Here is a 26,018-nt window from a genome sequence, read left to right on the forward strand (position 1 = left end):
TGCGTGGGGGGCCGTGCGGCCGATGGAGCGGTCGCACGCGGAGTCGTTGCTGTCACTCAATCTAGGGGGTCTGCTTATGTGAATCCTTAGAGCATATGCGCGACCCGCGTGGAGGGGCACAGAGAGGTCTCACGGGTCGGCGGCTCGGCGGGGGACCGGGCTCGGGAGCAGGGGAAGCGGCTATGTCACCAGGCGGGGGTGGGAGACCCGTCAGACGGGCCTCCGAAAGCGCTCCGAATAACAGTACGGTAACGAGCGGCGCGTGTCACGCCCGATCGTGTCCGTCTGTGATCGCTAGACCGCCTAGGAAGTGGTCCCCGGTGCGTAATCGGGCGCATCCGGAAGGCCGAAGGCGCGCTCGAGCGTCTCGATGCCGGAGTCGTGCAGGTACCCGGAGAGCTGAGTCCCGACGTACCGTAGGTGGTACGGCTCCGACTCGTACCCCGTGATCGGAGTGGTGTCGGGCTTGTAGCGCACGAGGAAGCCGAAGCGATGGGCGTTGGCGCCGACCCACTGCCCCTCCGGAGTGTCGCCCCAGCAGATCTCGAGCGCGCACGCGCCCGACGCTCCCACCACGTCGACCGCCCAGCCGGTCTGGTGCTCGCTGTGCCCCGGGCGCGCACTCGTCGCATCCGCTCCCGCCTGCCCGCGCGAGGACACCCAGCCCGCGTAGACGCTGACCTGGGTGTCGTAGGAGCGGTAGGCGCTCTGCACCGCCAGCGAGAGGCCGGCCTCGGAGCGGGCTGCGGCGAAGAGCGGGACGAGGGCGTCCGCGGTCGCCTGGCGCATCGGCTGCCGGTTGACGTAGGGCACGTCGGGGAAGGTCAGGTCGGCGGGGACGTAGTCGACCGGCGCGAGCGTCCGCAGCTTGTTGACGACGACCCAGGTGCTCGCCGGGTCGTCGACGGACTGCGCGGTGAGGTCGATCCCGGAGGCGGTGGGAGTGGGTGTGGGAGTCGGAGTGGCGGTCGGCTCCGCTGTGGGCGCCGACGTGGTCGCGGCGGCGGAGGGCGACGGAGCGGGCGGCGCCGTCGAGGGGGTCGGCGAGGGCGCCGGCGCTCCGTTCCCGATGGCGGCTCCGACCCCCAGCGCGGTCAGGCCCGCCGCGGCGGCCACACCCCCGATGACCAGGGCTCGGCGGCGGACGGGGCGCCCATCGGTCGGCTCGTTCTCGTTCGACGTCATCCTCCGAGCCTAGACAGACCCGTTCCTGCGCATCTGCTGAAGCACCGGCGATCGGTTCTGTCCACCCGTGCCCCTCCACGCGGGTCGCGCATATCCTCTAAGGATTCACATAAGCAGACCCCCTAGCTTGAGTGACAGCCACGACTCCGCGTGCGACCGCCCCCTCGGCCGCACGGCCCCCCACGGAGCCGTCGATGGAAGGACCCCATGCTCCGACCCCTCACCGCACCCTCCGTCCCTCTCGCCGCCCTCGCTCGGACGCTCGAGATCGGCGACGAGGGCGGCCTGACGGCCGAGATCAGCGGAGTGACGCTGATCGCCTCCGACGTCGAGCCCGGCGACCTCTTCGTCGCCCTGCCCGGGGTCAATTGCCACGGGGCCGAGTTCGTCGAGCAGGCCGTGGCCCGCGGCGCCTCCGCCGTGCTGACCGACACCGCGGGCGCCGACGCCGCGCGCGCGACCGGTCTGCCCGTCCTCGTGGTCGACGACCCCCGCTCCCGCCTGGGCGCCGTCGCCGCCGCCGTCTACGGGACGGCCGAGCGCTCCCCCGTGCTGCTCGGCGTGACCGGCACCAACGGCAAGACGTCGACCGTCCACATGCTCGAGGGGATCCTCCGCCAGCTCGGCGTCGTGCCCGGCCTCAGCTCGACCGCTGAGCGTCACATCGGCGACACCTCGGTGACCAGCGGCCTGACCACCCCGGAGGCGACGGAGCTGCACGCGCTCGTCGCCCGCATGGAGGAGGAGGGCGTCGGCGCGGCCGCGATCGAGGTCAGCGCCCAGGCGCTCACCCGCCACCGCGTCGACGGCGTGGTCTTCGACGTCGCCGGCTTCACGAACCTCAGCCACGACCACCTCGACGACTACGGCGACATGGACACCTACTTCGGCGAGAAGGCCCAGCTGTTCCAGCCCGATCGCGCGCGCCGGACCGTCGTCTCGCTCGACTCCCCCGCGGGCGCGCGCCTCGTCGAGGTCGCCGGCGTGCCGGTCACCACGATCACCTCCCTCCCGGGCGTCGACGCCGACTGGACCGTGACGGTGCTCGAGCAGGAGTTCGGCCGCACCCGTTTCCGGATCGGCAACCGCGAGGGCCGTGCCATCACGACCTCCGTCCCGATCATCGGCACCCACATGGCCGCGAACGCCGGACTGGCGATCGTGATGCTGATCGAGTCCGGTCGGCCGATCGGCGAGATCCGCGCCGCGCTGCACCGGGACGGCGGAGTGGACGCCTCCCTCCCCGGCCGCACCGAGCGCGTCTCGGGCGACCGCGGCCCCACGGTGTACGTCGACTTCGGCCACAGCGCCGACGCCTTCGCCCGCACCCTGGAGGCCGTCCGCGAGATCACTCCGGGCCGCGTGATCATGGTGTTCGGCGCCGACGGCGACCGGGACGCGCTCAAGCGCCCGGCGATGGCCGAAGCCGCCGTCCTGGGCAGCGACGTGCTGGTCGTGACCGACCACCACCCGCGCTTCGAGGATCCGGCCTCGATCCGGCGCACCCTCGTCGAGGCCGCCCGCGCCGCACGTCCGGACGCCGAGATCCACGAGGTCGACGACCCCAAGCGCGCCATCCGCGTCGCCGTCTCCCTGGCGCACGAGGGCGACGCCATCCTCTGGGCCGGCCCCGGGCACCAGAACTACCGCGACATCCTCGGCGTGCGCACGCCGTACTCGGCCCGAGCCGAGGCCCGCGCGGCGCTCCGTGAAGCCGGCTGGGCGGACGAGGCGGTCCCCGCTCCGGCCTGACGCACGGCCTCGGCACGGCGGCCCTGAGATCCCGTTCAGGCTCGCCGGACGCTCTGTCGCGCTCTCCGCACGCGGTGTAACTTTGCGCAGCACGCAACGTTTGCGGCGGATCGCCGTGCCTGGACGCGTCCGCCAGACAAGGGGACCACCGTGGCCGACTCCGCCTCCGCTCCATCCGCTCCGACCTCGACGCCGTCCGGCGCCGTGATGTCGCACCGGCAGATCCTGTTCGTCATCTTCGGCCTGATGGCGGGGATGTTCCTCTCCTCGCTCGATCAGACCATCGTCGGCACCTCGATGCGCACCATCGCGGACGACCTCGACGGCCTCTCGCAGCAGGCGTGGGTGACCACCGCCTACCTGATCGTCTCGACGATCGCGACGCCGATCTACGGCAAGCTCTCCGACATCTTCGGACGCCGCCCGCTCTACCTGATCGCGATCGTGCTGTTCCTGATCGGCTCGACGCTCGCCGGCTTCTCGACCTCGATGCTCGGCCTCGCGGGCTTCCGCGCCGTGCAGGGCCTCGGCGCCGGCGGGCTCATGTCGCTCGCGCTCACGGTGATGGGCGACATCCTGCCCCCGCGCGAGCGCGCCAAGTACCAGGGCTACTTCCTGGCCGTCTTCGGGATCTCCAGCGTCGTCGGACCGCTCATCGGCGGCCTGCTCGCCGGCACCCCCGAGATCCTCTTCATCACCGGCTGGCGCTGGGTCTTCCTGATCAACCTCCCGATCGGCGCCGTCGCGCTCTTCATCGTCGTGCGGTTCCTCCACCTGCCCAAGCCCGCCGGCAAGCGCTCGGTGCGGATCGACTGGTGGGGCGCCTCCCTCGTCGTCATCGCCGCGGGACCGCTGCTGCTGATCGCCGAGCAGGGCCGCGAGTGGGGCTGGGGCTCGCCGATCGCATGGGTCTGCTACATCGTCGGCGCACTGGGCGTCATCGGCTTCATCGCAGCCGAGCGGATGATGGGCGACGACGCGCTCATCCCCCTCAAGCTCTTCCGCTCGCCGACCTTCTCGATGGCGACCGTGCTGGGCGTCCTCGTCGGCTTCGGCATGTTCGGCGGCATGATGGCGATCCCGCTGTATCTGCAGCTGGTGAACGGCGCCACGCCGACCGAGTCCGGCTTCCTGATGCTGCCGATGATCCTCGGCCTGATGATCGCCTCGATCGTCTCGGGTCAGATCATCTCGCGCACGGGCCGCTACCGCGCCTTCCCGATCGTCGGCACCTTCCTGATGTCGGCCGCGTTCTTCTACTTCACCTTCGTGACGATCGACAAGCCGGTGATCTTCATGATGGGCGGGATGCTGATGCTGGGCCTCGGGCTCGGGCAGATGATGCAGACCCTCACCCTGGCCTCGCAGAACTCGGTCGACGTGGCGAACATGGGAGTCGCGACCAGCGCCTCCACGTTCTTCCGCCAGATCGGCGGCACCCTGGGCACCGCCGTGATCTTCTCGGTGCTGTTCAGCCGCATCCCCGACACCATCGCCGCGGCCTTCAAGAACCCGGCGCTCGCGGCGGATCTGCAGCGGGCCGCCACCGACCCCGCCGTGGCCGCGGACCCGGCCAACGCCGGGATCCTGAAGCTGCTGCAGTCGCAGGACACCGCCGCGATCGGCTCCGCGCTCGACGGGGACACGTCGTTCCTGAACACCGCGGACCGCGCCCTGTCGGCCCCGTTCCTGACCGGGTTCAACGACGCGACCGTGACCGTGTTCCAGGTCGCGCTGGGCGTGGTCCTGCTGGCCTTCGTGCTCTCGTGGTTCCTCAAGACCCCGCCGCTGCGCGCGAAGTCGGCCATGCAGGAGGCGCACGACCTCGCGGCCGAGGACAGCGCGGAGGAGCTGCGTCGCACGGACCCGCAGCTGGCCGCGCGCGCCGGGGCCGACCTGGCCGCGGGCAGCATCGAGCCGGACGTCCGGACGGACTCGATCCGCACCGCTCCTCCGCGCGACGGGCACGGCGCCCACCGAGCCTGATCGGGAAGCGCCGACGGACCGCGTCCTGCGCTCCGCTCCTCCCCTCCGAGGCGCCGCCTCCGCCGTCCGGACACCGCCCTCGCTGCGGTGTCCGGACGGGGAGGCGGCGCCTCGCGGTCGTCCGGGGCGCGATATCCCGCGTTCCGGGGCGAGAGAGCGCTCCACCGGGGCTCTAGGATGGTCGGACCGCTGCCGAAGGAGTCCGCAATGAGCGCCGCCCCCACCCCCTCCCCCGCGACCCCGAGCCTCTCGGAGCAGATCGCCCGCGCCGACCGGCTCGCCGTCCGCGACTGGCCCGCCGGCTTCCTCTGGGGATCCGCGACCGCCGCCGCCCAGATCGAGGGCGCCGGCCACGAGGGCGGCAAGGAGGACAGCATCTGGGACGCGTTCTCCCGCGTACCCGGAGCGGTCGCGAAGGGCGACACCCCCGAGGTCGCGGTGGACCACTACCACCGGATGCCCGCGGACGTGCGGCTGATGAAGGAGCTGGGGCTCGGCTCCTACCGCTTCTCGGTCAGCTGGGCGCGCGTCAAGCCGGGCGACCGCGCCGTGAACCCCGAGGGCCTCGACTTCTACTCCCGCCTGGTCGACGAGCTGCTCGGCGCCGGCGTGCTGCCGTGGCTCACCCTCTACCACTGGGACCTCCCGCAGGCCGTCGAGGAGACCGGCGGCTGGGCGAACCGCGACACCGCCGAGCGCTTCCGGGACTACGCCGAGGCCGTCTACGAGAGCCTCGGCGACCGGGTGCAGCACTGGACGACGTTCAACGAGCCGTTCTGCTCGACCCTGCTCTCCTACGGCGCGGGCGTGCACGCCCCCGGCGTGATCTCGCAGCAGAAGGCCCTCGCCGCCGTGCACCACACGCACCTCGCCCACGGGCTGGCCGTCTCGACGCTCCGGCAGCTCGGAGCGCAGAACCTGGGCATCACGCTCAACCTCTCGAACGCCGTCCCCGACGACCCCGAGGACGAGGCCGACCTCGACGCCGCACGCCGCTTCGACGCGCTCCAGAACCGGATCTTCCTCGACCCGCTGCTGCGCGGCGAGTACCCCGAGGACCTGCTCGAGGACGTCGCCGGGCTCGGGCTCGACGAGCTGATCGTCGACGGCGACCTCGATCTCATCTCGCTCCCGCTCGACTTCCTCGGCGTGAACCACTACCACGACGACAACGTCTCTGCGCATCCGCTGCCGGCCGGAGCCGACGACTTCGCCCAGGCGACCGACCGCGAGGTCGGCTCCCCCTGGGTCGGCTCCGAGTCCATCACCTTCCCGTCGCGCGGTCTGCCGCGCACCGCGATGGACTGGGAGGTGAACCCCGACGGGCTGCGCTACCTGCTGACCCGCCTGGGCCTGGAGTACGAGAACCTCCCTCCGCTCTACGTGACCGAGAACGGCGCCGCCTACGACGACGTCGTCGAGGACGGCCGCGTGCACGACGCGGACCGCACGCAGTACGTGCTCGACCACGTCGAGAAGGTCGCCGACGCGATCGACCAGGGCGCCGACGTCCGCGGCTACTTCGTCTGGTCCCTCCTCGACAACTACGAGTGGGCCTGGGGCTACGAGAAGCGCTTCGGCATCGTGCGCGTCGACTACGACACGCAGGAGCGGATCGTGAAGGACTCGGGCCTGGTCTACTCCCGACTGCTCGGCGGCAGCGCCGCGGCGATCCTGGACTGACCCGTGAGCGAGCCGACGGGCGTCCGCGGCGGGGGCCGCCCCCCCACCCTCGAGATGGTCGCGGCGCGGGCCGGAGTCTCGCGCGCGACGGTCTCGCGGGTGGTCAACGGCGCCCCGCAGGTGGCGGCCGAGATCGTGGCCGCCGTCGAGAAGGCGATCGGCGAGCTCGACTACGTGCCCAATCACGCGGCGCGGATGCTCGCCTCGCGGCGCACGCAGTCGATCGCGCTGATCGTGCCGGAGTCGACCGCGCGCGTCTTCGCGGACCCGTTCTTCGCCTCGATCGTGCAGGGCGCCGCGATGCGCCTGGCCGACACGGACTACACGCTCTCGATGCTGATCGCGTCCGAGACGGACGGCGAGAAGACGCGGCAGTACCTGCTCGGCGGCAATGTCGACGGCGCGCTCGTGGTCTCGCACCACTCGGGCGACCACTCCTACGCGGCGCTCTCGGGCACGCTGCCGATCGTCTTCGGCGGCCGACCGCTCTCGCCCGACGAGCGCGGCTCCTACTTCGTCGACGTGGACAACACGGAAGGTGCCGCCGTCGCCACCGCGCACCTGATCGAGCGCGGCCGGCGCCGGATCGCCACCATCGCGGGCCCCGCCGACATGCCGCCGGGCGTCGACCGCCTGATCGGCTGGCGCGGCGCACTCACCGACGCCGGCCTCGCGGACGACCTCGTCGAGTGGGGAGACTTCTCGCCGGCCAGCGGCACCGAGGCGATGCGCCGCCTCCTCGACCGCGACCCCGACCTGGACGGCGTCTTCGCCGCGAACGACCAGATGGCGGTCGGCGCCTACGCCGCCCTCCGCGAGGCCGGCCGCCGGATCCCCGAGGACGTGTCCGTCGTGGGCTTCGACGACGATCTCTTCGCGCGGAACGCCGTCCCCGCGCTGACCACCGTTCGCCAGCTCCCCGACGAGCTCGGCGCCCGCATGGTGGAGCTGCTGACCGCCCGCATCGAGGGGCTCCCCGTGGAGCACCGCACGCTGATGCCGACGTCGCTGGTCGTCCGCGCCAGCAGCTGACCCCGGCCCGCGAGTACGCAGAAGTCGCGGTACTCGCTCTCGAGTACCGCGACTTCCGTGTTCTGGGCGCGCCGGCAGTCGCTCGGCCACGTTCAGCAGACCCCGTCGTGGACCCGGAGGCAGGTTATTCGCCGATTCCGCACGGGTGCGCAGGAGTCGCGGGGGGGGTGGCGAGCGAGGACGGCGACGTCTGAGGAGTCGAGAGGGCCCGCGTCAGAGGAAGAGCGGCGCCGGGTCGAGGGCGGCGAAGCGGCGGCGCATGACGGCGACCGCGTCGGCGTGCTCGTCGACGAGGACGAAGCGGCGGCCGAGAGCGTGCGCGACGGCGCCGGTCGTGCCGGAACCGGCGAAGAAGTCGAGGACGGCGTCGCCCTCACGGCTGGACGCCTGCACGATGCGGCGGAGGATCCCCTCCGGCTTCTGCGTCGGGTACCCGGTCTTCTCGCGGCCGGTCGGCGAGACGATCGTGTGCCACCACACGTCGGTCGGCCGCTTGCCGCGCTCGGCCTTCTCGGGGGTCACCAGGCCCGGGGCCATGTACGGTTCGCGGTCCACGGCGGCGGAGTCGAAGTGGTAGCCGCGCGGGTCCTTCACGTAGACGAGGATCGTGTCGTGCTTGGTCGGCCAGCGGCGCGTGGCCTTCGCTCCGTAGTCGTAGGCCCAGATGATCTCGTTGAGGAAGCACTCGCGGCCGAAGAGCGCGTCGAGCAGCACCTTCGCGTAGTGCGCCTCGCGGTAGTCGAGGTGGAGGTAGAGGGTGCCGTCGTCGGCGAGGAGCCGCCACGCCTCGGCCAGACGCGGCTCGAGGAACGACCAGTAGTCGTCGAAGCGGTCGTCGTAGCGGAGCAGGTCGCCGCGGATCCGCTCGTAGCTGCGCCCCTTGAAGCCGGCGATCGTGCCAGTGGTGGAGCGCACCGAGGTGGTCGAGGTGCGCACCTGCGCCCGGCCCGTGTTGAACGGCGGGTCGAGGTAGACGACGGTGAAGGCCCCGTCGGCCAGCTGCGGCAGGACCTCGAGGTTGTCGGCGTGGAACACCGCGCTCCGCGACTCCGGGACGCCGTCCGCGATCTGGATCGTCCTGGGCACCCGGCAATTGTGCCAGTGCGCGCGAGCCCGGCGACACGCTCCGCGCCTCGCGCCCGCGCTCGACGGGTGCCGGGAGGCTCCGGCGTAGAGTGGCGCGATGATCTCCGAGGTGCGCCACGACGAGGACTCGTCCCGCTACACGCTCTGGCTCGACGGCGAGACCGTCGGAGTCGCGGACTACGCCGTCCGCGGCCGCGACGTGGTCTTCCTCCACACCGAGATCGCGCCCGAGCACCGCCACGAGGGCCTCGGCGAGACCCTCGTCGAGGCGGCCCTCGACGACGCGCACGAGCGCTTCGGCGGGCGCATCGTCCCGGCCTGCCCGTTCGTCGCCGAGTTCATCGCCGATCACCCGGACTACCAGGAGCTCCTCGCGAGCTGAGGGGCTCCCGCCGGACCGGCCCGCCGCGTTCCACTCCGGGTCCACGCGCCGGCGACCGCCGCCCCGGACCCGCCGGTCAGGGGACGCGCCGCAGCCACTCCGGAGTCGAGTACTTCGTCCGCACCAGCTCCTCCGCCGCCGCGTACTCCTCCTCGGTCAGAGTCCCCGCCTCGCCGCCGTGCAGCTGCACGAAGGTCGCCTTCATCCGCTCGATGATCTCGGCGCGGCTGAGCCCGGTCTGGCTGCGCAGCGGGTCGACGCGCTTCACGGCGGAGGCGATGCCCTTGTCCGAGAGCTTCTCGCGGCCGATCCGCAGCACCTGCACCATCTTCTCGGCGTCGATGTCGTAGCTCATGGTCACGTGGTGGAGGACGGCGCCGGAGCCCAGGCGCTTCTGCGCGGCGCCGCCGATCTTGCCCGAGGGCGACGTGATGTCGTTGAGCGGCTGGTAGACCGCGTCGATCCCGAGCGACTGCAGCGCGTTGACGGCCCACTCGTCGAGGAAGGCGTAGGAGTCGGCGAAGGTCAGCCCCTGGACGAGGTCGCCGGGGACGTAGAGCGAGTACGTGACGACGCTGCCCGCCTCCATGAACATCGCGCCGCCGCCCGAGATGCGGCGGACCACGTCGACGCCGTACTTCGCCGCGTTGTCGAGGTCGACCTCGTTGCGGAGCGACTGGAAGCTGCCGATGACGACGGCGGGCTGGTCCCACTCCCAGATCCGCAGCGTCGGCTCGCGACGGCCCTCGCCGACCGCGGCGGTCAGCACCTCGTCGAGCGCCAGGTGGGTCGCGGGAGGGACGGCCCGGTCGTGCACGATGCGCCAGTCGTAGTCGCGCCAGCTGGTCGCCTTCTGCAGCGAGCGGCGGATGGCGACCGCGACGGCCTCGGGCGTGAAGCCGAGCAGGACCGCGTCGGCCGAGAGCGCCTGCCGGATGGCGGCGGCGATGGACTTCGCGTCGGTCTCGGCCGGGAGGCCCACGACCGCGCGGTCGATGTCGTCGAGGGCCGTGTCGGGCTCGAGGAAGAAGTCGCCCGCCAGGCGGAACCCGGCGAACCTCCCGTCGACCACGTCGAGGTCGACGACCACGAGCTTTCCGCCGGGGACCTTGTACTCGCCATGCATGACGCCAGCCTAGGCGCGAGCCGGGGCGGGGAAGCGCTCGCCCAGCCACTCCACGAGATCGGCCGTGACCTCGGCCCGGTTGAGCTCCTGGAACAGCTCGTGCCGCGCCTCCGGGTACACCCGCACCGAGACGTCCGTGTACCCGGCCCGCCGCCGGTAGGCCTGGGCGAGCGCGCGCACCGACCGCTCGCCGCCGAGGGTGTCGTCGGCGCCCACGACCAGCAGCAGGGGCAGCGGATGCTCGGGCCCGCGCTTCGGGCGGCCGACCAGCCGCAGGGTCTCGACCAGCCCGATCCGCTTCGCGAGCGGCGTGGTGAAGGTGAGGGGGTCGTCGTGGAACCGCTGCCAGACCTCCGGGTCGCGGGAGAGCCACTCGAGGCCGAGGCCACCGGCGACGCGGTGCCGCTTCGCCAGGTCGCCCGCGTTCATGTGCCCGGGGAGGCGGTAGGCCGTGCCGCTCAGCACGAGCGCGGCGTAGGCGCCGGAGTGGTGGTCGACGATCCGCTGTGCCATGAGCGACCCCCAGGAGTGGCCGAGCAGCACGATCGGCACTCCCGGGCTCTCCTCCGCGAGCAGCTCCGTCAGCCGGAGGATCGCCGCCTCGGTCGCGCGCAGGCCGCCCGGACCCAGCAGTCCGAGCCGGGAGGAGTCGCCGCCGTGCTGCTCGAGGCCGGTCCGGCCGTGCCCGCGGTGGTCGTCCGCCGCGACCGCGTACCCGGCGGCGACCAGCGCCTCCGCCAGCTCGACGTAGCGCCCCGAGTGCTCGCCGACCCCGTGGGCCAGCTGCACGATCGCGCGGGGCGAGGGGTGCGGCCACCAGCGGTAGTGGATGACGACGCCGGAGGCGTCCTGGAAGGTCCTGTCGACAGCGGCGCCGGTCATGGTGACCAGTGTGGCGCTCCGGCCGCTGGGCGCGAGGGACGCGCTGAGAACTGAGAAGATACTCACGATCCATCGGCGGGCACCCTGCTCGTCACGGTGCCTCGCTACCTTTTCCCTTGACGAGCGACCCCCGCGACCGTCCCCCGACCCCCTTCACGAGCGAGGCCAGCCCCTTCATGACCGTATCGCCCCTGATCTGGACCCTGACGATCGTCTTCATCGTCCTGCTCCTGCTCTTCGACTTCTTCTTCCACGTCCGGAAGGCCCACGAGCCCACGCTGAAGGAGTCGTCGATCTGGTCGGCGCTCTACGTCGGCATCGCCGTGCTCTTCGGGCTCGGCGTCCTCGTCTTCGGCGGAGCGACACCCGGATCGGAGTACTTCGCGGGGTACATCACCGAGAAGGCCCTCTCGGTCGACAACCTGTTCGTCTTCCTCATCATCATGGCGAGCTTCAAGGTGCCCCGCGCCGACCAGCAGAAGGTGCTCCTCTTCGGCATCGTCTTCGCGCTGATCGCCCGCACCGGCTTCATCTTCCTCGGCGCCGCACTGATCAACTCGTTCGCCTGGGTCTTCTACATCTTCGGCCTGATCCTGCTGCTGACCGCGTTCAACCTGGTCAAGCCGGGCGACGACCACTCCAGCGACAACGTGATGGTGCGCCTGGCCAAGCGGATCTTCAAGACGAGCGACCAGTACGACGGCGACAAGTTCTACACGCACATCGACGGCAAGAAGGTCCTCACGCCGATGATCCTCGTCATGGCGGCGATCGGCGGAACGGACATCCTGTTCGCCCTCGACAGCGTGCCGGCGATCTTCGGCCTCACCAGCGACGTGTACCTCGTCTTCACGGCGACCGCGTTCTCGCTTCTGGGCCTGCGCCAGCTGTACTTCCTCATCGACGGCCTGCTCGACCGCCTCGTCTACCTCAGCATCGGCCTCGCCGCGATCCTCGCCTTCATCGGCGTGAAGCTGATCCTGCACGCGCTCCACGAGAACAACCTGCCGTTCATCAACAACGGCGAGCACGTGGAGGTCTTCGAGATCGGCACCGGACTGTCGCTCTCGGTCATCATCGGCGTCCTCGTGATCACGGTGATCGCCTCCCTCGTCAGCCCCAAGGGCCGCCGCATGGCCGCCGAGGCCGCCGAGCGCCGCCGCGTGGCCGAGGCCGCGGGCGCGGACGTCGACGCGACGCACTGAGTCGTCCTGTGCGCCGCGGAGCGGCGCACCGCGGTCGGCTCCCCTAGGCGGTCGGGTCCCGGAGAGCGGGTCCCGACCGCCTACGACGATCCGCTGACACGCGGATCGCCCGTTCGACGGGCCGTCTCGTGCACCGCAGGGCGGCGCACCGCAGTCGGCTCCCACGGGCGGTCGGGTTTCCGAGAGCGGGTCCCGACCGCCTAGGAGGATCCGCTGACACGCGGATCCCCCGTTCGGCTCGACCGAGCACCGCACGCCGGTGCTCCGCAGTCAGCTCCCCTAGGCGCTCAGGTCCCCGAGAGCGGGTCCCGACCGCCGAGAACGCCCCGCCGGCTCGAGCGCGGACTCCGCTCGCGGAGGGTCAGCGGGCGCGGTAGCGGTGCTCCGGGCGGCCGGTGGTGCCGTAGCTGAGGGTCATCTCGACGAGGCCGCGGCCCGCGAGACCCGAGAGGTAGCGCTGGGCGGTGGCACGCGAGATGCCGGCGCGCTCGGCCACCTCGAGGGCCGACAGCTCGGCGCCCGACTCGGCCAGGCGCGCCAGGACGAGCTGCTCGGTCGCCGAGCGCGAGGGCTGCGCGGCGGTCGCGTCGCCCGAGTGCAGGATGCGCAGCGCCCGCTCCACCGCCTCCTGATCGGCCGCGCGGTCCTCCCGCAGCACGTTCCGGAACCGCACGTACGCGTCGAGGCGCTCGCCGAGCAGGCGCGCCTCGAACGGCTTGATGAGGTACCCGAGCGCTCCCGCGTGCAGGGCGCGCCGCACCGTCGCCCCGTCGGAGGCGGCGCTCACGACGAACGCGTCGGTGTCGAGCTCGCGGAGCAGCGCGATCCCGCTCTGATCCGGCAGGTGCACGTCGAGCAGCAGCAGATCGGGCGCGTGCTCGGCGACGGCCGCCCGCGCCGCGCGCGCCGTGTGCACCGGGGGAAGGGCCGTCAGCCCCTGCCGCGCCTCGACCAGGTCCGCATGCAGCTGCGCGACCCGGAAGTCGTCGTCCACCACCAGCACCGTGCGCTCCCGCGCCGTGTCCGCGCTCATGACCCGTCCCCGTCCTGCTCCGGCGGCCGCACCGCTCCGGGGAGGCGCGCGCACAGCACGGCCCCCGACTCCGCTCCGCCGGCGTCCGCCAGCCAGACCTCGCCGCCGCGCCGGGCGGCCACCTCGCGGCAGAGCGGCAGGCCGAAGCCGCGGCCGTGCACGCGACCGTCGTCCTCGACGGGGTCGCCCGCGCCGGCCCGGTCGAACAGCGAGTCCGGATCGAGCACTCCGTCGCCGGAGTCGGCGACCGTCACGAAGAGCGCGTCGCCGTCGTCGAGCAGCTCGACCTCGACGAAGCGCACGTCGCGCCGCCCCTCGACCGCCGCGCGCACCGCGTTGTCCACCAGGTTCCCGACCACCGTGGCGACGTCCTCCGGCTCGACGACGGTGCCGCGCACCAGCGTCTCCTCACCGAGCGTCAGCAGCACGCCGCGCTCGGCCGCCTCGATCCCCTTCGCGCCGACGAGCGCCTGGAGGTACGGCTCCTGCAGCCGGTCGGCGTGCTGCACCGGGTACTTGAGCGGGCCGCGGGTCAGCACCTCGTCGAGGTAGTCGCGCGCCGACGCGGTCCGCCCCGCATCCAGCAGGCCCGCGACCACGTGCAGGCGGTTGGCGAACTCGTGCCGCTGCACCCGGAGCGCGTTGGTCATCGCGCCGACCGCGTCGAGGCGCCGGCTCAGCGCGGCGAGGTCGGTGCGGTCGCGCAGCACCACCACCACGCCCAGGTCGCGGTCGCCGCGGGTCACCCGGCGGATGTCGACGTAGACGATGCGGGAGCGGACGACGAAGCCCTCCTCGCCCCCGGGGCGGGGCGGCTCGACGGAGTCCAGCGCGGCGCCGATCGCGTCGGCCAGCGGAACGGGCAGGTCGAGCTCCGCGAGCGGCCGCCCGTGCAGCGCCCGCCCGGTCGGATCGTCGGAGCCGAGGATCGCGGCGGCCCGCGCATTGCAGACGCCGACGCGCCCGTCGCGGTCGAGCGCGAGCACGCCCTCGTCGACTCCGTCGAGCACGGCGGCCTGGTCCTGTACGAGCGAGGTGAGCTCCTCCGGGGCGAGGCCGAGCGTCAGGCGCAGCAGGCGGCGGCGGATGAAGACGGAGGCGACGGCGGCGAGCACCAGCCCGGCGAGCGCCGCGGCGAGGACGCCGAGCAGCGCGGTCGGCAGGTCGGTGAAGACGCTGGAGCGCGCGAAGCCGATGCTGACCTCGCCGACGACCCGCTGCTCCCCCGCGGCGAAGACCGGGACCTTGGCCCGTGCCGACTCGCCGAGCGTGCCGGTGCCCCACGAGACGCTCTCGCGCCCGGCGAGCGCCTCGTCGGGGCTGGTCGAGACCCGCTCGCCGAGGCGGTCCTCGTCGGGGTGGGCGAGGCGGATGCCCTGGTCATCGGTGATCACGACGAAGAGCGCGCCGGTGCGCTGCTCGACGGCGGCGGCGACGTCCTCGAGCGGTCCGCCGCGCAGCTCCGAGGCGGCGGGAGCGCCGGGCACGGCGGAGGACGCGGCGACCGCGTCCTGCACGTCGGGGTCCTCGGCGACGGTGCGGGCGATGGCGAGCGCCGTGCCCTCCGCCTCGCCGCGCAGCTGCTGGATGCTGAGCGCGGTGACGAGCCCCGCGCAGACCAGCACGGCGGCCGACACCGTGGCGAGCTGCAGGACCAGGACGTGGGTCGCGAAGCGCATCGGGGCCTCCTCGCCGTCGTCGTGCGCAGAATGCGCAGAAGCCACACTATGCGCAGATGTCGCCGTAATGAGCGATACCCCGGCGCCGGACGCGGAGCTGCCTAGGGTTTCCACCATCTCCCGGCCGGCTCTCCCGCCGAGCGCGGGCGGAGGCACTGGACGAAGGAGTCAGCTGTGTTGGTAGTACTCGGTTTCACCATGATCCTGGCCTTCATGGCCCTGATCATGACCAAGCGGCTGACGCCGATGGTCGCCCTGATCGTCGTGCCGACGATCTTCGGCCTCTTCGCGGGCGCCGGCCTCGGCATCGGCGACATGGTCCTCGAGGCGATCGGCAGCCTCGCGCCCACGGCCGCGCTGCTGATGTTCGCGATCATGTACTTCGGGATCATGATCGACGTCGGGCTCTTCGACCCGCTGATCCGCTTCATCGTCCGCGCGCTCGGCGACGACCCGGCGAAGGTCGTGCTCGGCACGGCGCTGCTCGCGGGTGCGGTCTCGCTCGACGGCGACGGCTCGACCACCTTCATCGTCACCACCGCCGCGATGCTCCCGATCTACCTGCGCCTGGGGATGAACCCGGTCGTGCTGACCTGCGTCGCGGGCCTGGCCAACGGCACGCTCAACATCGTCCCCTGGGGTGGACCGACGGTGCGCGCCGCCGCGGCCCTCCAGGTCTCGCCGAGCGAGATCTTCGTGCCGATGCTCCCGTCGCTCGCGGTGGGCCTGGCCGTCACTCTCGTCTTCGCCTGGTTCCTCGGGCTCGGCGAGCGCCGCCGCCTCGGCTCGCTCGCGCTGGCCGAGCCGATGCTCGAGCAGGAGCTCGTCGGCGCCGGCCGCGGCTCCTCCTCCCGCTCGGGCGGCGCCCGCACCGGCGGCCTCGCGGCCCTGACCGGGGGCATCCGCACCGTCGCCCGGGAGCGCTTCTCCTTCCTCCGCGGTCCCCAGGCCCTGCGCGGAGCCCAGGTGGCGGTCGCCGCCCGCGTGCAGGCCGACGACGCCGACACCGCGATGGCCGATACGATGCTCGACCCCGAGCGCGAGACGCTGCGCCCGAAGCTGATCTGGGTGAACCTGGTCCTGACCCTCGCGGTGATGACGCTGCTGGTCGCCGACATCCTGCCGCTGCCCTACGTGTTCATGGTCGGCTCCGCGGTCGCCCTCCTGATCAACTTCCCGAAGATGAAGGACCAGGCGGCCGAGATCGTCAAGCACGCGCCGAGCATCGTGGGCGTCGTGTCGATGGTGCTGGCGGCCGGTGTGCTGATCGGCGTCCTCAACGGCACCGGCATGGTCGACGCCATGGCGGAGTGGGTCGTCGCGGTGATCCCGCCGGCGCTCGGCCCGTTCCTCGCCGTGATCACCGGCGTGCTCAGCATCCCGATGACCTTCTTCATGTCGAACGACGCGTTCTACTACGGCATCCTCCCCGTGCTCTCCGAGAGCGCGGCGAACTACGGCATCTCGCCGGTCGAGATGGCGCGCGCCTCCATCACCGGGCAGCCGGTGCACCTCCAGAGCCCGCTGGTCCCGGCGATCCTCCTGCTCGTCTCCCTCGCCGCGGTCAACCTCGGCGACCACCACCGCAAGGTGCTGTGGCGAGCGGTCGTCGTCTCGCTGGTCATGCTCGCCGTCGGCGTGCTGGTCGGCTCGATCCCCTTCGGCTGAGGTCGGCGGAGCGGAGCGCCGAGCGATCGGAACGAGGACGGGACCCCTTGCTGCGGCGGGGGTCCCGTCCTCGTTCCGCGGCTCGGTCCCCAGCCCGCGCTAGCGCAGCAGCGGCGCCAGGTTCTCGGTCCAGACGTCGGAGCCGACCTTGAGGATGAGGGCGCCGACCACGACGAGGAACGCGACCCGGATGAAGCGGCTGCCACGAGCGACGGCCATCCGCGAGCCGAGGTAGGCGCCCGCCACGTTGGCGGCGCCCATCAGGAGGCCCAGCAGCCAGATCACGTGCCCGCCCGGCACGAAGTAGAGCAGGGCGCCGAGGTTGGTCGCGACGTTGACGATCTTCGCCTTGGCGCTGGCGAGCAGGAAGTCGTAGCCCAGCGCGGTGATCAGGGCGATGATCAGGAAGGTGCCGGTGCCCGGTCCGATCAGGCCGTCGTAGAAGCCGATCAGGAGTCCCAGCACCGCCGCCGTGACGAGGTGGCGCCGGCCCGCGTGCTTGAGCACCGTGACGCTGCCCAGTGCCGGGCGGGCGATCGTCACGACGGCGACCACGATCAGCGCGACGACGATGATCGGCTTGAACACCGCGGCCGGGAGGAGGCCGGCGAGCGTCGCGCCTCCGTAGCTGCCCGCGAGGGCGACCGCCGCCATCGGCAGCGCGGTGCGCAGATCGGGCTTCGCACGCCGGTAGTAGGTGATCGCGCTGGTGGTCGTGCCGAAGATCGAGGCCAGCTTGTTCGTGGCGAGCGCCTGCACGGGCGAGATCCCCGGCACGAGGAGCAGGGCGGGGAGCTGGAGGAGTCCGCCGCCGCCCACGACCGCGTCGATCCAGCCGGCCGCGAAGGCGGCGAGGATCATCAGCGCGAGGACGGGGAGTCCGAGATCCTCTGTGAAGGTCAGCATCGGTCGGAAGCGTACGCGAGCACCGCGACCCCCTCGACCTCGGGGGCCGGGCCGCCCTAGGGTCGGCGGCATGCGATTCGGACTCTTCATCCCCCAGGGCTGGCGCCACGACCTCGTCGGCGTCCCGGCCGCCGACCAGTGGCGCACCATGAGCGACCTCGCCCGGCACGCCGACGACGGCGCCTGGGAGTCGATCTGGGTCTACGACCACTTCCACACCGTCCCGCAGGTGACGGAGGAGGCGACGCACGAGGCGTGGTCGCTGATGAGCGCGTTCGGCGCCACCACGTCGCGCGTGCGGCTGGGCCAGATGTGCACCTGCATGGGCTACCGGAACCCCGCCTACCTCGCCAAGGTCGCGACGACCGTCGACATCGTCTCGGGCGGGCGGGTCGAGATGGGCATCGGCGGCGGCTGGTACGAGCACGAGTGGCGCGCGTACGGCTACGGCTTCCCGCCGATCGCCGAGCGGCTGGGCCGGCTCGACGAGGGCGTGCAGATCCTGCAGCAGGCCTGGACGACCGGGTCCGCGACCCTCGACGGCCGCTACTACCAGGTGGACGGCGCGCAGAACCGGCCGCTGCCCCTGCAGGAGGGGGGCATCCCGCTGTGGGTCGCCGGCGGCGGCGAGAAGGTCACGCTGCGGATCGCGGCCCAGTACGCGCAGTACACGAACTTCGCCGGGACCCCGGAGGCGTTCGACCACAAGAGCTCGGTCCTCCGCGGGCACTGCGAGCGCCTGGGCACCGACTTCTCGGCGATCACCCGGAGCTCGAACTACAACGTCGTGATCGGCGAGACGGAGGCGGAGGTCGAGGCGGCGCTGCAGCGTCTCGAGGAGCGCGTGGTCCCGTACCTCGGCGCGGAGGGAGCGGCGTCCTTCGTCGCCGAGTACCGCAGCCCCGACGCGCTCGCGGTCGGCACTCCCGCGCAGATCGTCGACCGGCTCGCCGGCATGCAGTCGCGCGGGATGGACTACGGCATCCTCTACTTCCCGGACGCCGCCTACGACCGGTCCGGCATCGAGCTGTTCGAGCGCGAGGTGCTGCCGGCGCTCTCCTGAGCGCGGAGCGGCGGGGGCTCCTACGCCTCCCGCCCCCCGCCCGCAAGTCCTTGGGGCGCCCCGGCCCCGCGCCTACGGTCGGAGCATGGACGCACAGGACATCCGCTGGAACGACGAAGCCCGCGACAAGATCCTCGAGGACTCGGACAGGGTCCTCCGCGAGGCGGTGCTCGACCTCGCGACGAGCAAGAAGGGCGAGCCCTGGGAGGACGTGTTCGCCGAGCTGAACGCGCGCCTCAAGGACCGCTTCATCGACTTCGAGCCCGGCCCGGACCTCCGCAAGTACGCCGAGGCCGTCTCCGCCGGGGAGATCGAGACCGGCTCGTGAGCGAGCACGACCGCGACGCCGCGCTCGAGGACGAGATCACCTCGATCCACGCCCTCGGCGAGGGCCGCGTCGGCGAGACGGCCGGCCCGGAGGACGAGGACCACGAGCTCTCGCCCGAGCAGGACGCCCGCATCGAGTCCGAGCTGAAGAGCCGGGGCAGCGAGAGCTGATCCCCCCGGTACGCGGAAGGCCCGCTCCACCTCGAGGGAGCGGGCCTTCCGCGTGAGTCGCGACTACGCCGAGAGGGGCTCGTAGTCGGTGTAGCCCTCGGCTCCTCCGCCGTAGACCGTCTCCTGGACGACCTCGTTCTCGGGGTGCCCGCCCTGCCAGCGCTCGACCAGGTCGGGGTTGGCGATCGCCGGGCGGCCGACGGCCACGGCGTCGGCGTGGCCCTCGCTGATCAGCTCGGTCGCCTCCTCGCGGCTGGTCGGCGAGCCGAAGCCGCTGTTGGCGATGAAGACGCCGTCGAAGCGCGAGCGGAGGTCCTGGACCAGCTCGCCGGCGGGCTCGGCGTGCAGGACGCTGAGGTAGGCCAGGCCGAGTGGGGCGAGCCCGTCGACGACGGCCTCGTAGGTGGCGCGCACGTCGTCGGCGTCGGTCTCGACGACGTCCTGGATGTTGTGGGCCGGCGAGAGGCGGATGCCGACGCGGCCCGCTCCGACCTCGTCGACGATCGCGCGGGTGACCTCGAGCGGGAACGCGGCGCGCTCGGCCGGGGTCCCGCCGTACTGGTCGGTGCGCACGTTCGAGACGGGCGAGAGGAACTCGTGCAGCAGGTAGCCGTTGGCGCCGTGCACCTCGACTCCGTCGAAGCCGGCGTCGATCGCGCGGCGGGCGGCGGCGACGAACTCGTCGCGGACGGTCGCCAGCTCCTCGGTGGTCAGCGCGTGCGGCACCGGGAACGGCTTCTTGCCGGAGGGGGTGTGCACCTCTCCGTCGATGGCGACGGCGCTCGGGGCGACGATGCGGTCGGTGCCGGTGATCTCGGTGTGCGAGACGCGGCCCGCGTTCATCAGCTGCATGACGATGCGCCCGCCCGCGGCGTGCACGGCGTCGGCGACGGCGCGCCAGCCCGCGGCCTGCGCGTCGGTCTCGATGCCGGGCTGCCCGGCGTAGCCCTTGGACTCGGCGCTGGGGAAGACGCCCTCGCTGATCAGCAGGCCCATGCTCGCGCGCTGGGCGTAGTACTCGGCGACGATCGCGCCGGGCACGCCCTGCTCGTCGGAGCGCAGTCGCGTCATCGGTGCCAGGACGATGCGGTTGGGGAGGTCGAGGTCGCCGGCGGTGAGGGGGGAGAACGGATCCACGGGATCGCCTTTCTACGGAGCTGTCTCAGGGGGCTGCCCTGAGGGGGGAGGCACGTGCACCTGCGGCGCACTCCGGGCGGCAACCGCGAGCGGAGCACGGTCATTCCTCCTCCCGGCGTTCTCCCATCCCCCGCGCCCCGGGCACGCGGTCGACGGCCTGCCGCCTCCCGACCCCTGCTCGGACACCCGGGCTGTCTACACTCGGGAGGCGACGACGAAGGAGTGTGCGCGATGCCGGCGAGACCCCACCACCCCGTGAGCTCCCGGCTGCTGCCGGCGCTCGCGGCCCTCCTGATCGCCGCGGTCCTCGCGCTGGTCCCCGCGACCGCGGCGACGGCCGAGTCGCCCGTCTCCTTCTCCTCCTCCACCGTCCTCGACTCGGTCGGGGTGCTGAGCTCCGGAGAGACCGCCGAGATCGAGCAGGCCTCGCGGGCCCTCTACGACCAGCACCGCGTGCAGCTGTTCGTCGCCTTCGTCGACTCCTTCACGGATCCGTCCGACCGCGCCGCGTGGGCGGACGAGACCGCGACCCGCAACGGACTGGGCACCGACGACGTCCTCCTGGCCGTCGCGGTCGACGCCCGCCAGTACCAGGTGTCGGTCGCGCAGGGCTTCGCCCTCGACGACGCGCAGGTCTCCTCGCTCCAGTCCGACGACATCGAGCCGAGGCTCGCCGACGGCGACTGGGCCGGAGCCGCGGTGGCCGCCGCCGACGGGATCGGGCAGCGCCTCGACGCGCCCAGCGCCGGCGAGTCCCTCGGCTCGGGGCTGCTGATCGCGCTCGGCGTGCTCGCGGCCCTCGTCGTGGTCGGCCTCGTGGTGCTGCTGCTCGTCCGCCGCGCGCGGAAGCGCCGCGCCCAGGAGGCGGTGGAGGCCTCGATCGACGAGCTCGCCACCCGTGCCGGATCGGCCCTCGTCCACGCCGACGACGCCGTCCGCACCAGCGAGCAGGAGGTCGGCTTCGCGGAGGCGCAGTTCGGCGCCGACGCGACCGGCGCGTTCCGCGAGGCGCTCGTCACCGCGAAGCACCTGCTCGGCGAGGCCTTCACCCTGCAGCAGCGCCTCGACGACGCCGAGCCGGAGACCGATCAGGAGCGCCGCGACGGCTACCAGCGCATCCTCCAGCTCTGCGCCGACGCCGAGCAGACGCTCGACGAGCGCGCGAGTGCGTTCGAGGAGCTGCGCGACCTCGAGAAGAACGCGCCGCAGGTCGCCGCCGCGCTCACGGCCCGCGCCGCCGAGGTCGGCGACCGCCTCCCCTCGGCCCGCGCCCGCCTCGCCGAGCTCGCCTCCCGCTACGCGCCGACCGCGATCGACGACGTGGGCGACGACGCCGACCAGGCCGAGGACCGCCTCCGCTTCACCCGCGACCAGCTCGCCGGCGCCCAGCAGGCGCTGCAGGCCGGCGACTCCGGCCGCGCCGCCGTGCTGCTGCGCGCCGGGCAGCAGGCCGCCGAGCAGGCCTCCGGGCTCGTCGACGCGGTGGCGACGAGGGGCGACGAGCTGCAGAAGGCGGAGGCGTCGCTCGCCGGCCGCATCGCCGAGATCCGCGCCGACGTGACGCAGGGACGAGCGCTCGCCGCCTCCCCGGACGCGGAGTCCGCCGCCCAGGCGCAGAACGTCGCCGCGGCGGTCGCCTCGACCGAGGCCGCCCTCGACGACGTCGAGCGCGCCGCCTCCGTGCGGCCGAACGACCCGCTCGCCCTGCTCGAGGCGCTCACCGCCGCCGACGCCACGATCGACGCCGCCGTCGGCGGGTTCCGCGACGCGCAGGCCCAGCGCGAGCGCGAGCGGGCCGCCCTCGGCGCCGAGCTCACCTCCGCCCGCAGCCGCGTCTCGGCCGCCGAGGACTTCATCGCGGCCCGCCGCGGCGCGGTCGGCTCGGAGGCGCGCACCCGCGTCGCCGAGGCCGCCCGCTCGGCCGAGTACGCCGAGCGCATCGCCGCCACCGACCCCCGCGAGGCTCTCGCCTCCGCCCAGCGCGCCTCGCAGCTCGCCCAGCAGGCGCTCGAGCGGGCGCGGGCCGACGCCGGCGCCTATTCCGCCCCGAACGCCGTCGGCAGCCCCTACGGTGGCGACACCACCGGCGCGTTCCTCGGCGGGATCCTGGTCGAGTCGCTCCTGGGAGGCGGACGCCGCAGCGGCTACCGCTCGGGCGGCTTCGGCGGAGGGGGGTTCAGCGGCGGCTTCGGCGGAGGCGGCTCGTCCCGGCGCTCCGGCGGCGGCGGCTTCGGCGGCGGGCGCAGCAGCGGCGGAGGCGGACGCCGCGGCGGCGGCGGGCGCTTCTGAGCGCCCCCGGGCATCCGCGCACGACCGACGACCACCACCTCCCCCACGACTCCGGCACCACCTCCGACATCCGGCACCACCCACGACGCAAGGAGAGACACCCATGGCTCAGAGACAGTCGATCTTCGGCCGCATCGCGCAGCTCGCGAAGGCCAACATCAACGCGCTCCTCGACCAGGCCGAGGACCCGCAGAAGATGCTCGACCAGATGGTCCGCGACTACACCGACAGCATCCGCGACGCCGAGGCGGCGATCGCCACCACGATCGGCAACCTGCGCCTGCTCGAGGACGACTACCGCGAGGACGTGCAGAACGCCCAGGAGTGGGGCGGCAAGGCCCTCGCTGCGAGCCGCAAGGCCGACGAGCTGCGCACCGGCGGGAGCGCCGGCGACGCCGACAAGTTCGACGCGCTGGCCAAGGTCGCTCTGCAGCGCCAGATCCAGTCCGAGAAGGAGGCGAAGGACGCCGAGCCGACCATCGCCTCGCAGACCGAGGTCGTCGACAAGCTCAAGTCGGGCCTGAACCAGATGCGCGAGAAGCTGCAGCAGCTCTCGAGCAAGCGCGACGAGCTGATCGCGCGCTCGAAGACCGTCGAGGCGCAGAGCCAGGTCCAGGACGCCGTGAAGAGCATCGACCTGATGGACCCGACGAGCGAGGTGAGCCGTTTCGAGCAGAAGATCCGCCGCGAGGAGGCGCGCGTCCGCGGCGCGGAGGAGCTCGCCTCCTCGAGCCTGGACGCGCAGTTCGAGTCGCTCGAGGACCTCGGTGAGATGACCGAGGTGGAGGCGCGCCTCGCCGCGCTCAAGTCCGGCCGCCCGCAGGACTCGATCGGCTCCTGAGCCCGTGCGCCTCCGGCGGCGGTCCCGCCGGAGGCGCAACCCACCCTTCCCGACACGCGCGGGGCGAAGGCTGGCAATCGCCATGGTGCGGTGCCGCCGCCGTCCCCGTAGTGTTCACACCAGGTTGCCCTTGACCCCGGTCGCCCTGATGCCGCGTCCGGCCCCTACCGACGCGGTGAACCATGAGCGGACCGCCCCCGTCGGGATCGCTCACCGAGAGATCGTCGACGCCGACGGTCACCACGAAGAGCGAGGCGCCGATGAGCACCCCCACCACCACGTCCGTCACCGGAGGCGCCCCCCGCGTCGTCCGCACCCGCCCCCGCGCCGACGGCCGCGTCAACCCGACGACCGAGTACTCCGGTCTCCTCAGCACGGTCCGCGACGCGGGGCTCCTCCGCCGCCGCACCGGCTTCTACTACACGATGTTCGGCGCGCTGGTCCTCGCACTCGGCGGCATCGTCACCGGCTTCGTCCTGCTGGGCGACTCCTGGTTCCAGCTCCTGCTCGCCGCCGCCCTCGGCATCGTGCTGACGCAGTTCGCCTTCCTCGCCCATGAGGCCTCGCACCGCCAGGTGTTCGAGTCCGGCAAGGCCAACGACGTCGCCGGCCGCACCCTCGCGAACCTCTTCGTCGGCATCAGCTACTCCTGGTGGATGACCAAGCACAGCCGCCACCACGCGAACCCGAACGTGCTGGGCAAGGACCCGGACATCGAGCGCGACGTCGTCTCCTTCACCGCCGAGGACGCGGCCCGCTCGCGCGGCCTCTACGCCTGGCTCACCCGCCGCCAGGGCTACGCGTTCTTCCCGCTCCTGCTGCTCGAGGGCCTCAACCTGCACCTGCACGGCTTCCGCACCGTGTTCGGCAAGGGCAAGGTCGACAAGCGCTGGGTCGAGATCACCATGCTCGTCACCCGCGTCGGCCTCTACCTCGCCGTCGTCTTCTGGGCCCTCCCCCTCGGCATGGCGTTCGCCTTCGTCGGCGTGCAGCTGGGCGTCTTCGGCCTCTACATGGGCGCCTCGTTCGCGCCGAACCACAAGGGCATGCCGCTGCTGCCGAAGGAGGCGCGCGTCGACTTCCTCCGCCGCCAGGTCCTCACCTCGCGCAGCATCCGCAGCACCTGGTTCACCGACCTCTACATGGGCGGCCTCAACTACCAGGTGGAGCACCACCTCTTCCCGAACATGCCCCGCCCGGCGCTGCGCCGTGCGCAGGTCATCGCCAAGGAGTACTGCACCACCCACCAGATCCCCTACACCGAGACCTCGCTGATGGAGTCGTACGCGATCGTCGTCCGCTACCTCAACAAGGTCGGCCTGTCGGCCGGCGGCGACCCGTTCGACTGCCCCGCCGCCTCCGCCTACGGACGCTGAGCACTCCCCCCTCGGAGGCCCCTCGCACCTTCCCGGTGCGGGGGGCCTCCGTCGTTCGCGGGAGCGCAAGGGGGTGCCCCCGCGGGCGGCGGAGTCGTAGCGTCGGGACATGAGCAGCTCCGACTACGACATCGAGCCCACCCCCACCGACACGACCGACGGCGCCCGCACGCCCGACCCGGCCACCGAGACCGGCACCTCCGCGGGCCTCGACGAGGTCGGCGGCGCGGCCTCCCCCCTGGCCGACGGCGTCGGCGCCGACGGCGAGGAGCAGAACCCCCCGCTGCCCGACTGGGGCCCCACCGACGGCGTCCACGGCACCGACGCCGAGACCGACGCCTCGGGCACCGAGCAGCACTGACACGGCTCCGCGAGGGACCTCCCCGGCCGGTCGGCGAACGCTCCGACCGCGTTCCGAGGAGGTCCCTCCGTGTTCGCCGGAGGGTCGGCCGGCGCCCGGGCGGCGCGCCCTACACTGGCGAAATGCAGCCGACCGAACGCGCCCTCCGCGTGATCTCCTACAACCTCCGGGAGCACCGAGCGCACGCCGAGATCGCCCCCCTCGCCGCCCGCCACGACATCGACGTCCTGTGCCTGCAGGAGTGCGACACCACGAAGCTGCCGCAGGAGGTGGGCTCGCTCCGGCTCGCGTCCGTCACGGCCCGCAACCGCCTGGGCCTGGCCGTCTACTACTCGCAGGACCGCTTCGAGCTCTCCGGCAGCGCCGCGTTCGAGCTCAGCAAGTCCATGCACGACCGGGTGATGTCCCCCGCTCACGAGCGCCTGCTGGCCGTCCGCCTCGACGACCGCGACGGCGGATCGATCGCCGTCTCCTCCTTCCACGCCGCCCCGCTCTCGGCCGGCAACGCCCTGCGCCGCAAGCAGATCGACGAGGCGCTCAACCGGCTGCGCGAGTACGCGCCGGACACCCCCTCCCTGATGGTCGGCGACTACAACTACCCGTGGTTCTTCCGCGGACTCGACCGCCGGATGACCCGGAACGGCTACCTGGTCTCGCGGAGCGACTCCCCGACCTACGCGCGCTACCGCTACTTCAGCGGCCACTTCGACTTCGCGATCAGCGACTCCGTGCGGATCGAGCGGGTCTCCACGCTGCCCCAGGGCGTCTCGGACCACCTCCCGGTGATGGTCGACGCGCACTACGGCGTCCCCGCCGCCTGAGCGCGGGGCCCGCGGGCCCGCGCGGTC

The 26,018-nt window shown here is 72.6% G+C and carries 23 protein-coding genes; 15 read left to right on the plus strand and 8 right to left on the minus strand.

All coding sequences use genetic code 11. From position 1 onward, the window contains the following. Positions 1–303: 303 nt before the first annotated feature. The gene (locus C5B92_RS10215) at positions 304–1,185 is read right to left on the minus strand and encodes a D-alanyl-D-alanine carboxypeptidase family protein (RefSeq protein ID WP_104256681.1); all 882 of its coding nucleotides are present in this window, start codon (positions 1,183–1,185) and stop codon (positions 304–306) included. A gap of 207 nt (positions 1,186–1,392) precedes the next feature. Between C5B92_RS10215 and C5B92_RS10220 the strand changes: the two genes are divergently transcribed. The 4 genes from C5B92_RS10220 to C5B92_RS10235 all read left to right on the plus strand — a co-directional run bounded on the left by C5B92_RS10220 (position 1,393) and on the right by C5B92_RS10235 (position 7,638). Beyond that, positions 1,393–2,937 (plus strand): Mur ligase family protein, encoded by a 1,545-nt coding sequence (locus C5B92_RS10220; protein WP_104256680.1) that lies wholly within the window; start codon positions 1,393–1,395, stop codon positions 2,935–2,937. A 207-nt stretch (positions 2,938–3,144) separates the two neighbouring features. Next, positions 3,145–4,923, plus strand: coding sequence for an MDR family MFS transporter (locus C5B92_RS10225; RefSeq protein ID WP_104226227.1), 1,779 nt, complete (start codon positions 3,145–3,147; stop codon positions 4,921–4,923). Between the two features lie 207 nt (positions 4,924–5,130). After that, positions 5,131–6,606: a GH1 family beta-glucosidase gene (locus tag C5B92_RS10230; protein ID WP_104256679.1), complete on the plus strand. Its 1,476-nt coding sequence runs from the start codon at positions 5,131–5,133 to the stop codon at positions 6,604–6,606. A gap of 54 nt (positions 6,607–6,660) precedes the next feature. Then, positions 6,661–7,638: a LacI family DNA-binding transcriptional regulator gene (locus C5B92_RS10235; protein WP_104350365.1), complete on the plus strand. Its 978-nt coding sequence runs from the start codon at positions 6,661–6,663 to the stop codon at positions 7,636–7,638. Between the two features lie 213 nt (positions 7,639–7,851). Here the strand turns inward: C5B92_RS10235 and C5B92_RS10240 are convergent, their stop codons facing one another. Then, positions 7,852–8,724, minus strand: a complete 873-nt coding sequence (locus C5B92_RS10240) for a site-specific DNA-methyltransferase (RefSeq protein ID WP_104225160.1) — start codon at positions 8,722–8,724, stop codon at positions 7,852–7,854. Positions 8,725–8,821: 97 nt separating this feature from the next. Between C5B92_RS10240 and C5B92_RS10245 the strand changes: the two genes are divergently transcribed. After that, a complete protein-coding gene (locus C5B92_RS10245) occupies positions 8,822–9,106 on the plus strand; it encodes a GNAT family N-acetyltransferase (protein WP_104238619.1) in 285 nt (94 codons plus the stop codon). Positions 9,107–9,182: 76 nt separating this feature from the next. On the opposite strand, the gene C5B92_RS10250 is transcribed toward C5B92_RS10245, so the two are convergent. Beyond that, positions 9,183–10,232, minus strand: a complete 1,050-nt coding sequence (locus tag C5B92_RS10250) for a biotin/lipoate A/B protein ligase family protein (RefSeq protein ID WP_104256678.1) — start codon at positions 10,230–10,232, stop codon at positions 9,183–9,185. Between the two features lie 9 nt (positions 10,233–10,241). Continuing rightward, positions 10,242–11,114 carry an alpha/beta fold hydrolase gene (locus C5B92_RS10255; protein ID WP_104233159.1) on the minus strand — a complete coding sequence of 291 codons (873 nt, stop codon included), beginning with the start codon at positions 11,112–11,114 and terminating at the stop codon, positions 10,242–10,244. A 176-nt stretch (positions 11,115–11,290) separates the two neighbouring features. Here C5B92_RS10255 and C5B92_RS10260 point away from each other — a divergent pair, with 176 nt between their 5' ends. Next, a complete protein-coding gene (locus C5B92_RS10260) occupies positions 11,291–12,319 on the plus strand; it encodes a TerC family protein (RefSeq protein ID WP_104223866.1) in 1,029 nt (342 codons plus the stop codon). A 361-nt stretch (positions 12,320–12,680) separates the two neighbouring features. On the opposite strand, the gene C5B92_RS10265 is transcribed toward C5B92_RS10260, so the two are convergent. Together C5B92_RS10265 and C5B92_RS10270 are read right to left on the minus strand one after the other, a co-directional pair. Further along, positions 12,681–13,352 carry a response regulator gene (locus C5B92_RS10265; RefSeq protein ID WP_104223865.1) on the minus strand — a complete coding sequence of 224 codons (672 nt, stop codon included), beginning with the start codon at positions 13,350–13,352 and terminating at the stop codon, positions 12,681–12,683. Next, positions 13,349–15,031, minus strand: coding sequence for a sensor histidine kinase (locus C5B92_RS10270; protein WP_104256683.1), 1,683 nt, complete (start codon positions 15,029–15,031; stop codon positions 13,349–13,351). Before C5B92_RS10270 ends, C5B92_RS10265 begins: the two co-directional genes overlap by 4 nt. A 198-nt stretch (positions 15,032–15,229) precedes the next feature. Here C5B92_RS10270 and C5B92_RS10275 point away from each other — a divergent pair, with 198 nt between their 5' ends. Next, positions 15,230–16,699 carry a CitMHS family transporter gene (locus C5B92_RS10275; protein ID WP_104233156.1) on the plus strand — a complete coding sequence of 490 codons (1,470 nt, stop codon included), beginning with the start codon at positions 15,230–15,232 and terminating at the stop codon, positions 16,697–16,699. 99 nt (positions 16,700–16,798) lie between these two features. Here the strand turns inward: C5B92_RS10275 and C5B92_RS10280 are convergent, their stop codons facing one another. Beyond that, entirely contained in the window at positions 16,799–17,605 is an 807-nt protein-coding gene (locus C5B92_RS10280; protein ID WP_104223862.1) for a TSUP family transporter, read from the minus strand. A gap of 70 nt (positions 17,606–17,675) precedes the next feature. On the opposite strand from C5B92_RS10280, the gene C5B92_RS10285 reads away from it, so the two are divergent. The 3 genes from C5B92_RS10285 (at position 17,676) to C5B92_RS17310 (ending at position 19,166) form a co-directional block, all read left to right on the plus strand. Next, the gene (locus C5B92_RS10285) at positions 17,676–18,668 is read left to right on the plus strand and encodes an LLM class F420-dependent oxidoreductase (RefSeq protein WP_104246861.1); all 993 of its coding nucleotides are present in this window, start codon (positions 17,676–17,678) and stop codon (positions 18,666–18,668) included. An 85-nt stretch (positions 18,669–18,753) separates the two neighbouring features. Further along, positions 18,754–18,996: a hypothetical protein gene (locus C5B92_RS10290; RefSeq protein WP_068251275.1), complete on the plus strand. Its 243-nt coding sequence runs from the start codon at positions 18,754–18,756 to the stop codon at positions 18,994–18,996. Next, a complete protein-coding gene (locus C5B92_RS17310) occupies positions 18,993–19,166 on the plus strand; it encodes a hypothetical protein (RefSeq protein WP_160035225.1) in 174 nt (57 codons plus the stop codon). Before C5B92_RS10290 ends, C5B92_RS17310 begins: the two co-directional genes overlap by 4 nt. A 63-nt stretch (positions 19,167–19,229) precedes the next feature. Here the strand turns inward: C5B92_RS17310 and C5B92_RS10295 are convergent, their stop codons facing one another. Then, the gene (locus tag C5B92_RS10295) at positions 19,230–20,303 is read right to left on the minus strand and encodes an alkene reductase (RefSeq protein WP_104238614.1); all 1,074 of its coding nucleotides are present in this window, start codon (positions 20,301–20,303) and stop codon (positions 19,230–19,232) included. 231 nt (positions 20,304–20,534) lie between these two features. On the opposite strand from C5B92_RS10295, the gene C5B92_RS10300 reads away from it, so the two are divergent. The 5 genes from C5B92_RS10300 (at position 20,535) to C5B92_RS10320 (ending at position 25,991) form a co-directional block, all read left to right on the plus strand. Then, positions 20,535–22,592, plus strand: a complete 2,058-nt coding sequence (locus tag C5B92_RS10300) for a TPM domain-containing protein (RefSeq protein WP_104256500.1) — start codon at positions 20,535–20,537, stop codon at positions 22,590–22,592. A 103-nt stretch (positions 22,593–22,695) separates the two neighbouring features. Next, positions 22,696–23,433, plus strand: a complete 738-nt coding sequence (locus tag C5B92_RS10305) for a PspA/IM30 family protein (protein WP_104223858.1) — start codon at positions 22,696–22,698, stop codon at positions 23,431–23,433. A 260-nt stretch (positions 23,434–23,693) separates the two neighbouring features. After that, positions 23,694–24,809, plus strand: a complete 1,116-nt coding sequence (locus tag C5B92_RS10310; protein WP_104226226.1) for an acyl-CoA desaturase — start codon at positions 23,694–23,696, stop codon at positions 24,807–24,809. A gap of 109 nt (positions 24,810–24,918) precedes the next feature. Beyond that, complete coding sequence (locus C5B92_RS10315; RefSeq protein WP_104246865.1) at positions 24,919–25,170, plus strand: hypothetical protein; 252 nt, start codon at positions 24,919–24,921, stop codon at positions 25,168–25,170. A 122-nt stretch (positions 25,171–25,292) separates the two neighbouring features. Continuing rightward, complete coding sequence (locus C5B92_RS10320; protein ID WP_104223855.1) at positions 25,293–25,991, plus strand: endonuclease/exonuclease/phosphatase family protein; 699 nt, start codon at positions 25,293–25,295, stop codon at positions 25,989–25,991. Positions 25,992–26,018: the final 27 nt, after the last annotated feature.

It is taken from the genome of Rathayibacter sp. AY1A4 (genome assembly GCF_002930955.1).
Classification (GTDB): Bacteria; Actinomycetota; Actinomycetes; order Actinomycetales; family Microbacteriaceae; genus Rathayibacter.

Bases quoted from the DNA above. Each gene is read 5' to 3' on its own strand.
- C5B92_RS10215 (WP_104256681.1), bottom strand. From the start codon at position 1,185: ATGACGTCGAACGAGAACGAGCCGACCGATGGGCGCCCCGTCCGCCGC.
- C5B92_RS10220 (WP_104256680.1), top strand. From the start codon at position 1,393: ATGCTCCGACCCCTCACCGCACCCTCCGTCCCTCTCGCCGCCCTCGCT.
- C5B92_RS10225 (WP_104226227.1), top strand. From the start codon at position 3,145: ATGTCGCACCGGCAGATCCTGTTCGTCATCTTCGGCCTGATGGCGGGG.
- C5B92_RS10230 (WP_104256679.1), top strand. From the start codon at position 5,131: ATGAGCGCCGCCCCCACCCCCTCCCCCGCGACCCCGAGCCTCTCGGAG.
- C5B92_RS10235 (WP_104350365.1), top strand. From the start codon at position 6,661: ATGGTCGCGGCGCGGGCCGGAGTCTCGCGCGCGACGGTCTCGCGGGTG.
- C5B92_RS10245 (WP_104238619.1), top strand. From the start codon at position 8,822: ATGATCTCCGAGGTGCGCCACGACGAGGACTCGTCCCGCTACACGCTC.
- C5B92_RS10250 (WP_104256678.1), bottom strand. From the start codon at position 10,232: ATGCATGGCGAGTACAAGGTCCCCGGCGGAAAGCTCGTGGTCGTCGAC.
- C5B92_RS10255 (WP_104233159.1), bottom strand. From the start codon at position 11,114: ATGACCGGCGCCGCTGTCGACAGGACCTTCCAGGACGCCTCCGGCGTC.
- C5B92_RS10260 (WP_104223866.1), top strand. From the start codon at position 11,291: ATGACCGTATCGCCCCTGATCTGGACCCTGACGATCGTCTTCATCGTC.
- C5B92_RS10265 (WP_104223865.1), bottom strand. From the start codon at position 13,352: ATGAGCGCGGACACGGCGCGGGAGCGCACGGTGCTGGTGGTGGACGAC.
- C5B92_RS10270 (WP_104256683.1), bottom strand. From the start codon at position 15,031: ATGCGCTTCGCGACCCACGTCCTGGTCCTGCAGCTCGCCACGGTGTCG.
- C5B92_RS10275 (WP_104233156.1), top strand. From the start codon at position 15,230: ATGATCCTGGCCTTCATGGCCCTGATCATGACCAAGCGGCTGACGCCG.
- C5B92_RS10280 (WP_104223862.1), bottom strand. From the start codon at position 17,605: ATGCTGACCTTCACAGAGGATCTCGGACTCCCCGTCCTCGCGCTGATG.
- C5B92_RS10285 (WP_104246861.1), top strand. From the start codon at position 17,676: ATGCGATTCGGACTCTTCATCCCCCAGGGCTGGCGCCACGACCTCGTC.
- C5B92_RS10290 (WP_068251275.1), top strand. From the start codon at position 18,754: ATGGACGCACAGGACATCCGCTGGAACGACGAAGCCCGCGACAAGATC.
- C5B92_RS10300 (WP_104256500.1), top strand. From the start codon at position 20,535: ATGCCGGCGAGACCCCACCACCCCGTGAGCTCCCGGCTGCTGCCGGCG.
- C5B92_RS10305 (WP_104223858.1), top strand. From the start codon at position 22,696: ATGGCTCAGAGACAGTCGATCTTCGGCCGCATCGCGCAGCTCGCGAAG.
- C5B92_RS10310 (WP_104226226.1), top strand. From the start codon at position 23,694: ATGAGCACCCCCACCACCACGTCCGTCACCGGAGGCGCCCCCCGCGTC.
- C5B92_RS10315 (WP_104246865.1), top strand. From the start codon at position 24,919: ATGAGCAGCTCCGACTACGACATCGAGCCCACCCCCACCGACACGACC.
- C5B92_RS10320 (WP_104223855.1), top strand. From the start codon at position 25,293: ATGCAGCCGACCGAACGCGCCCTCCGCGTGATCTCCTACAACCTCCGG.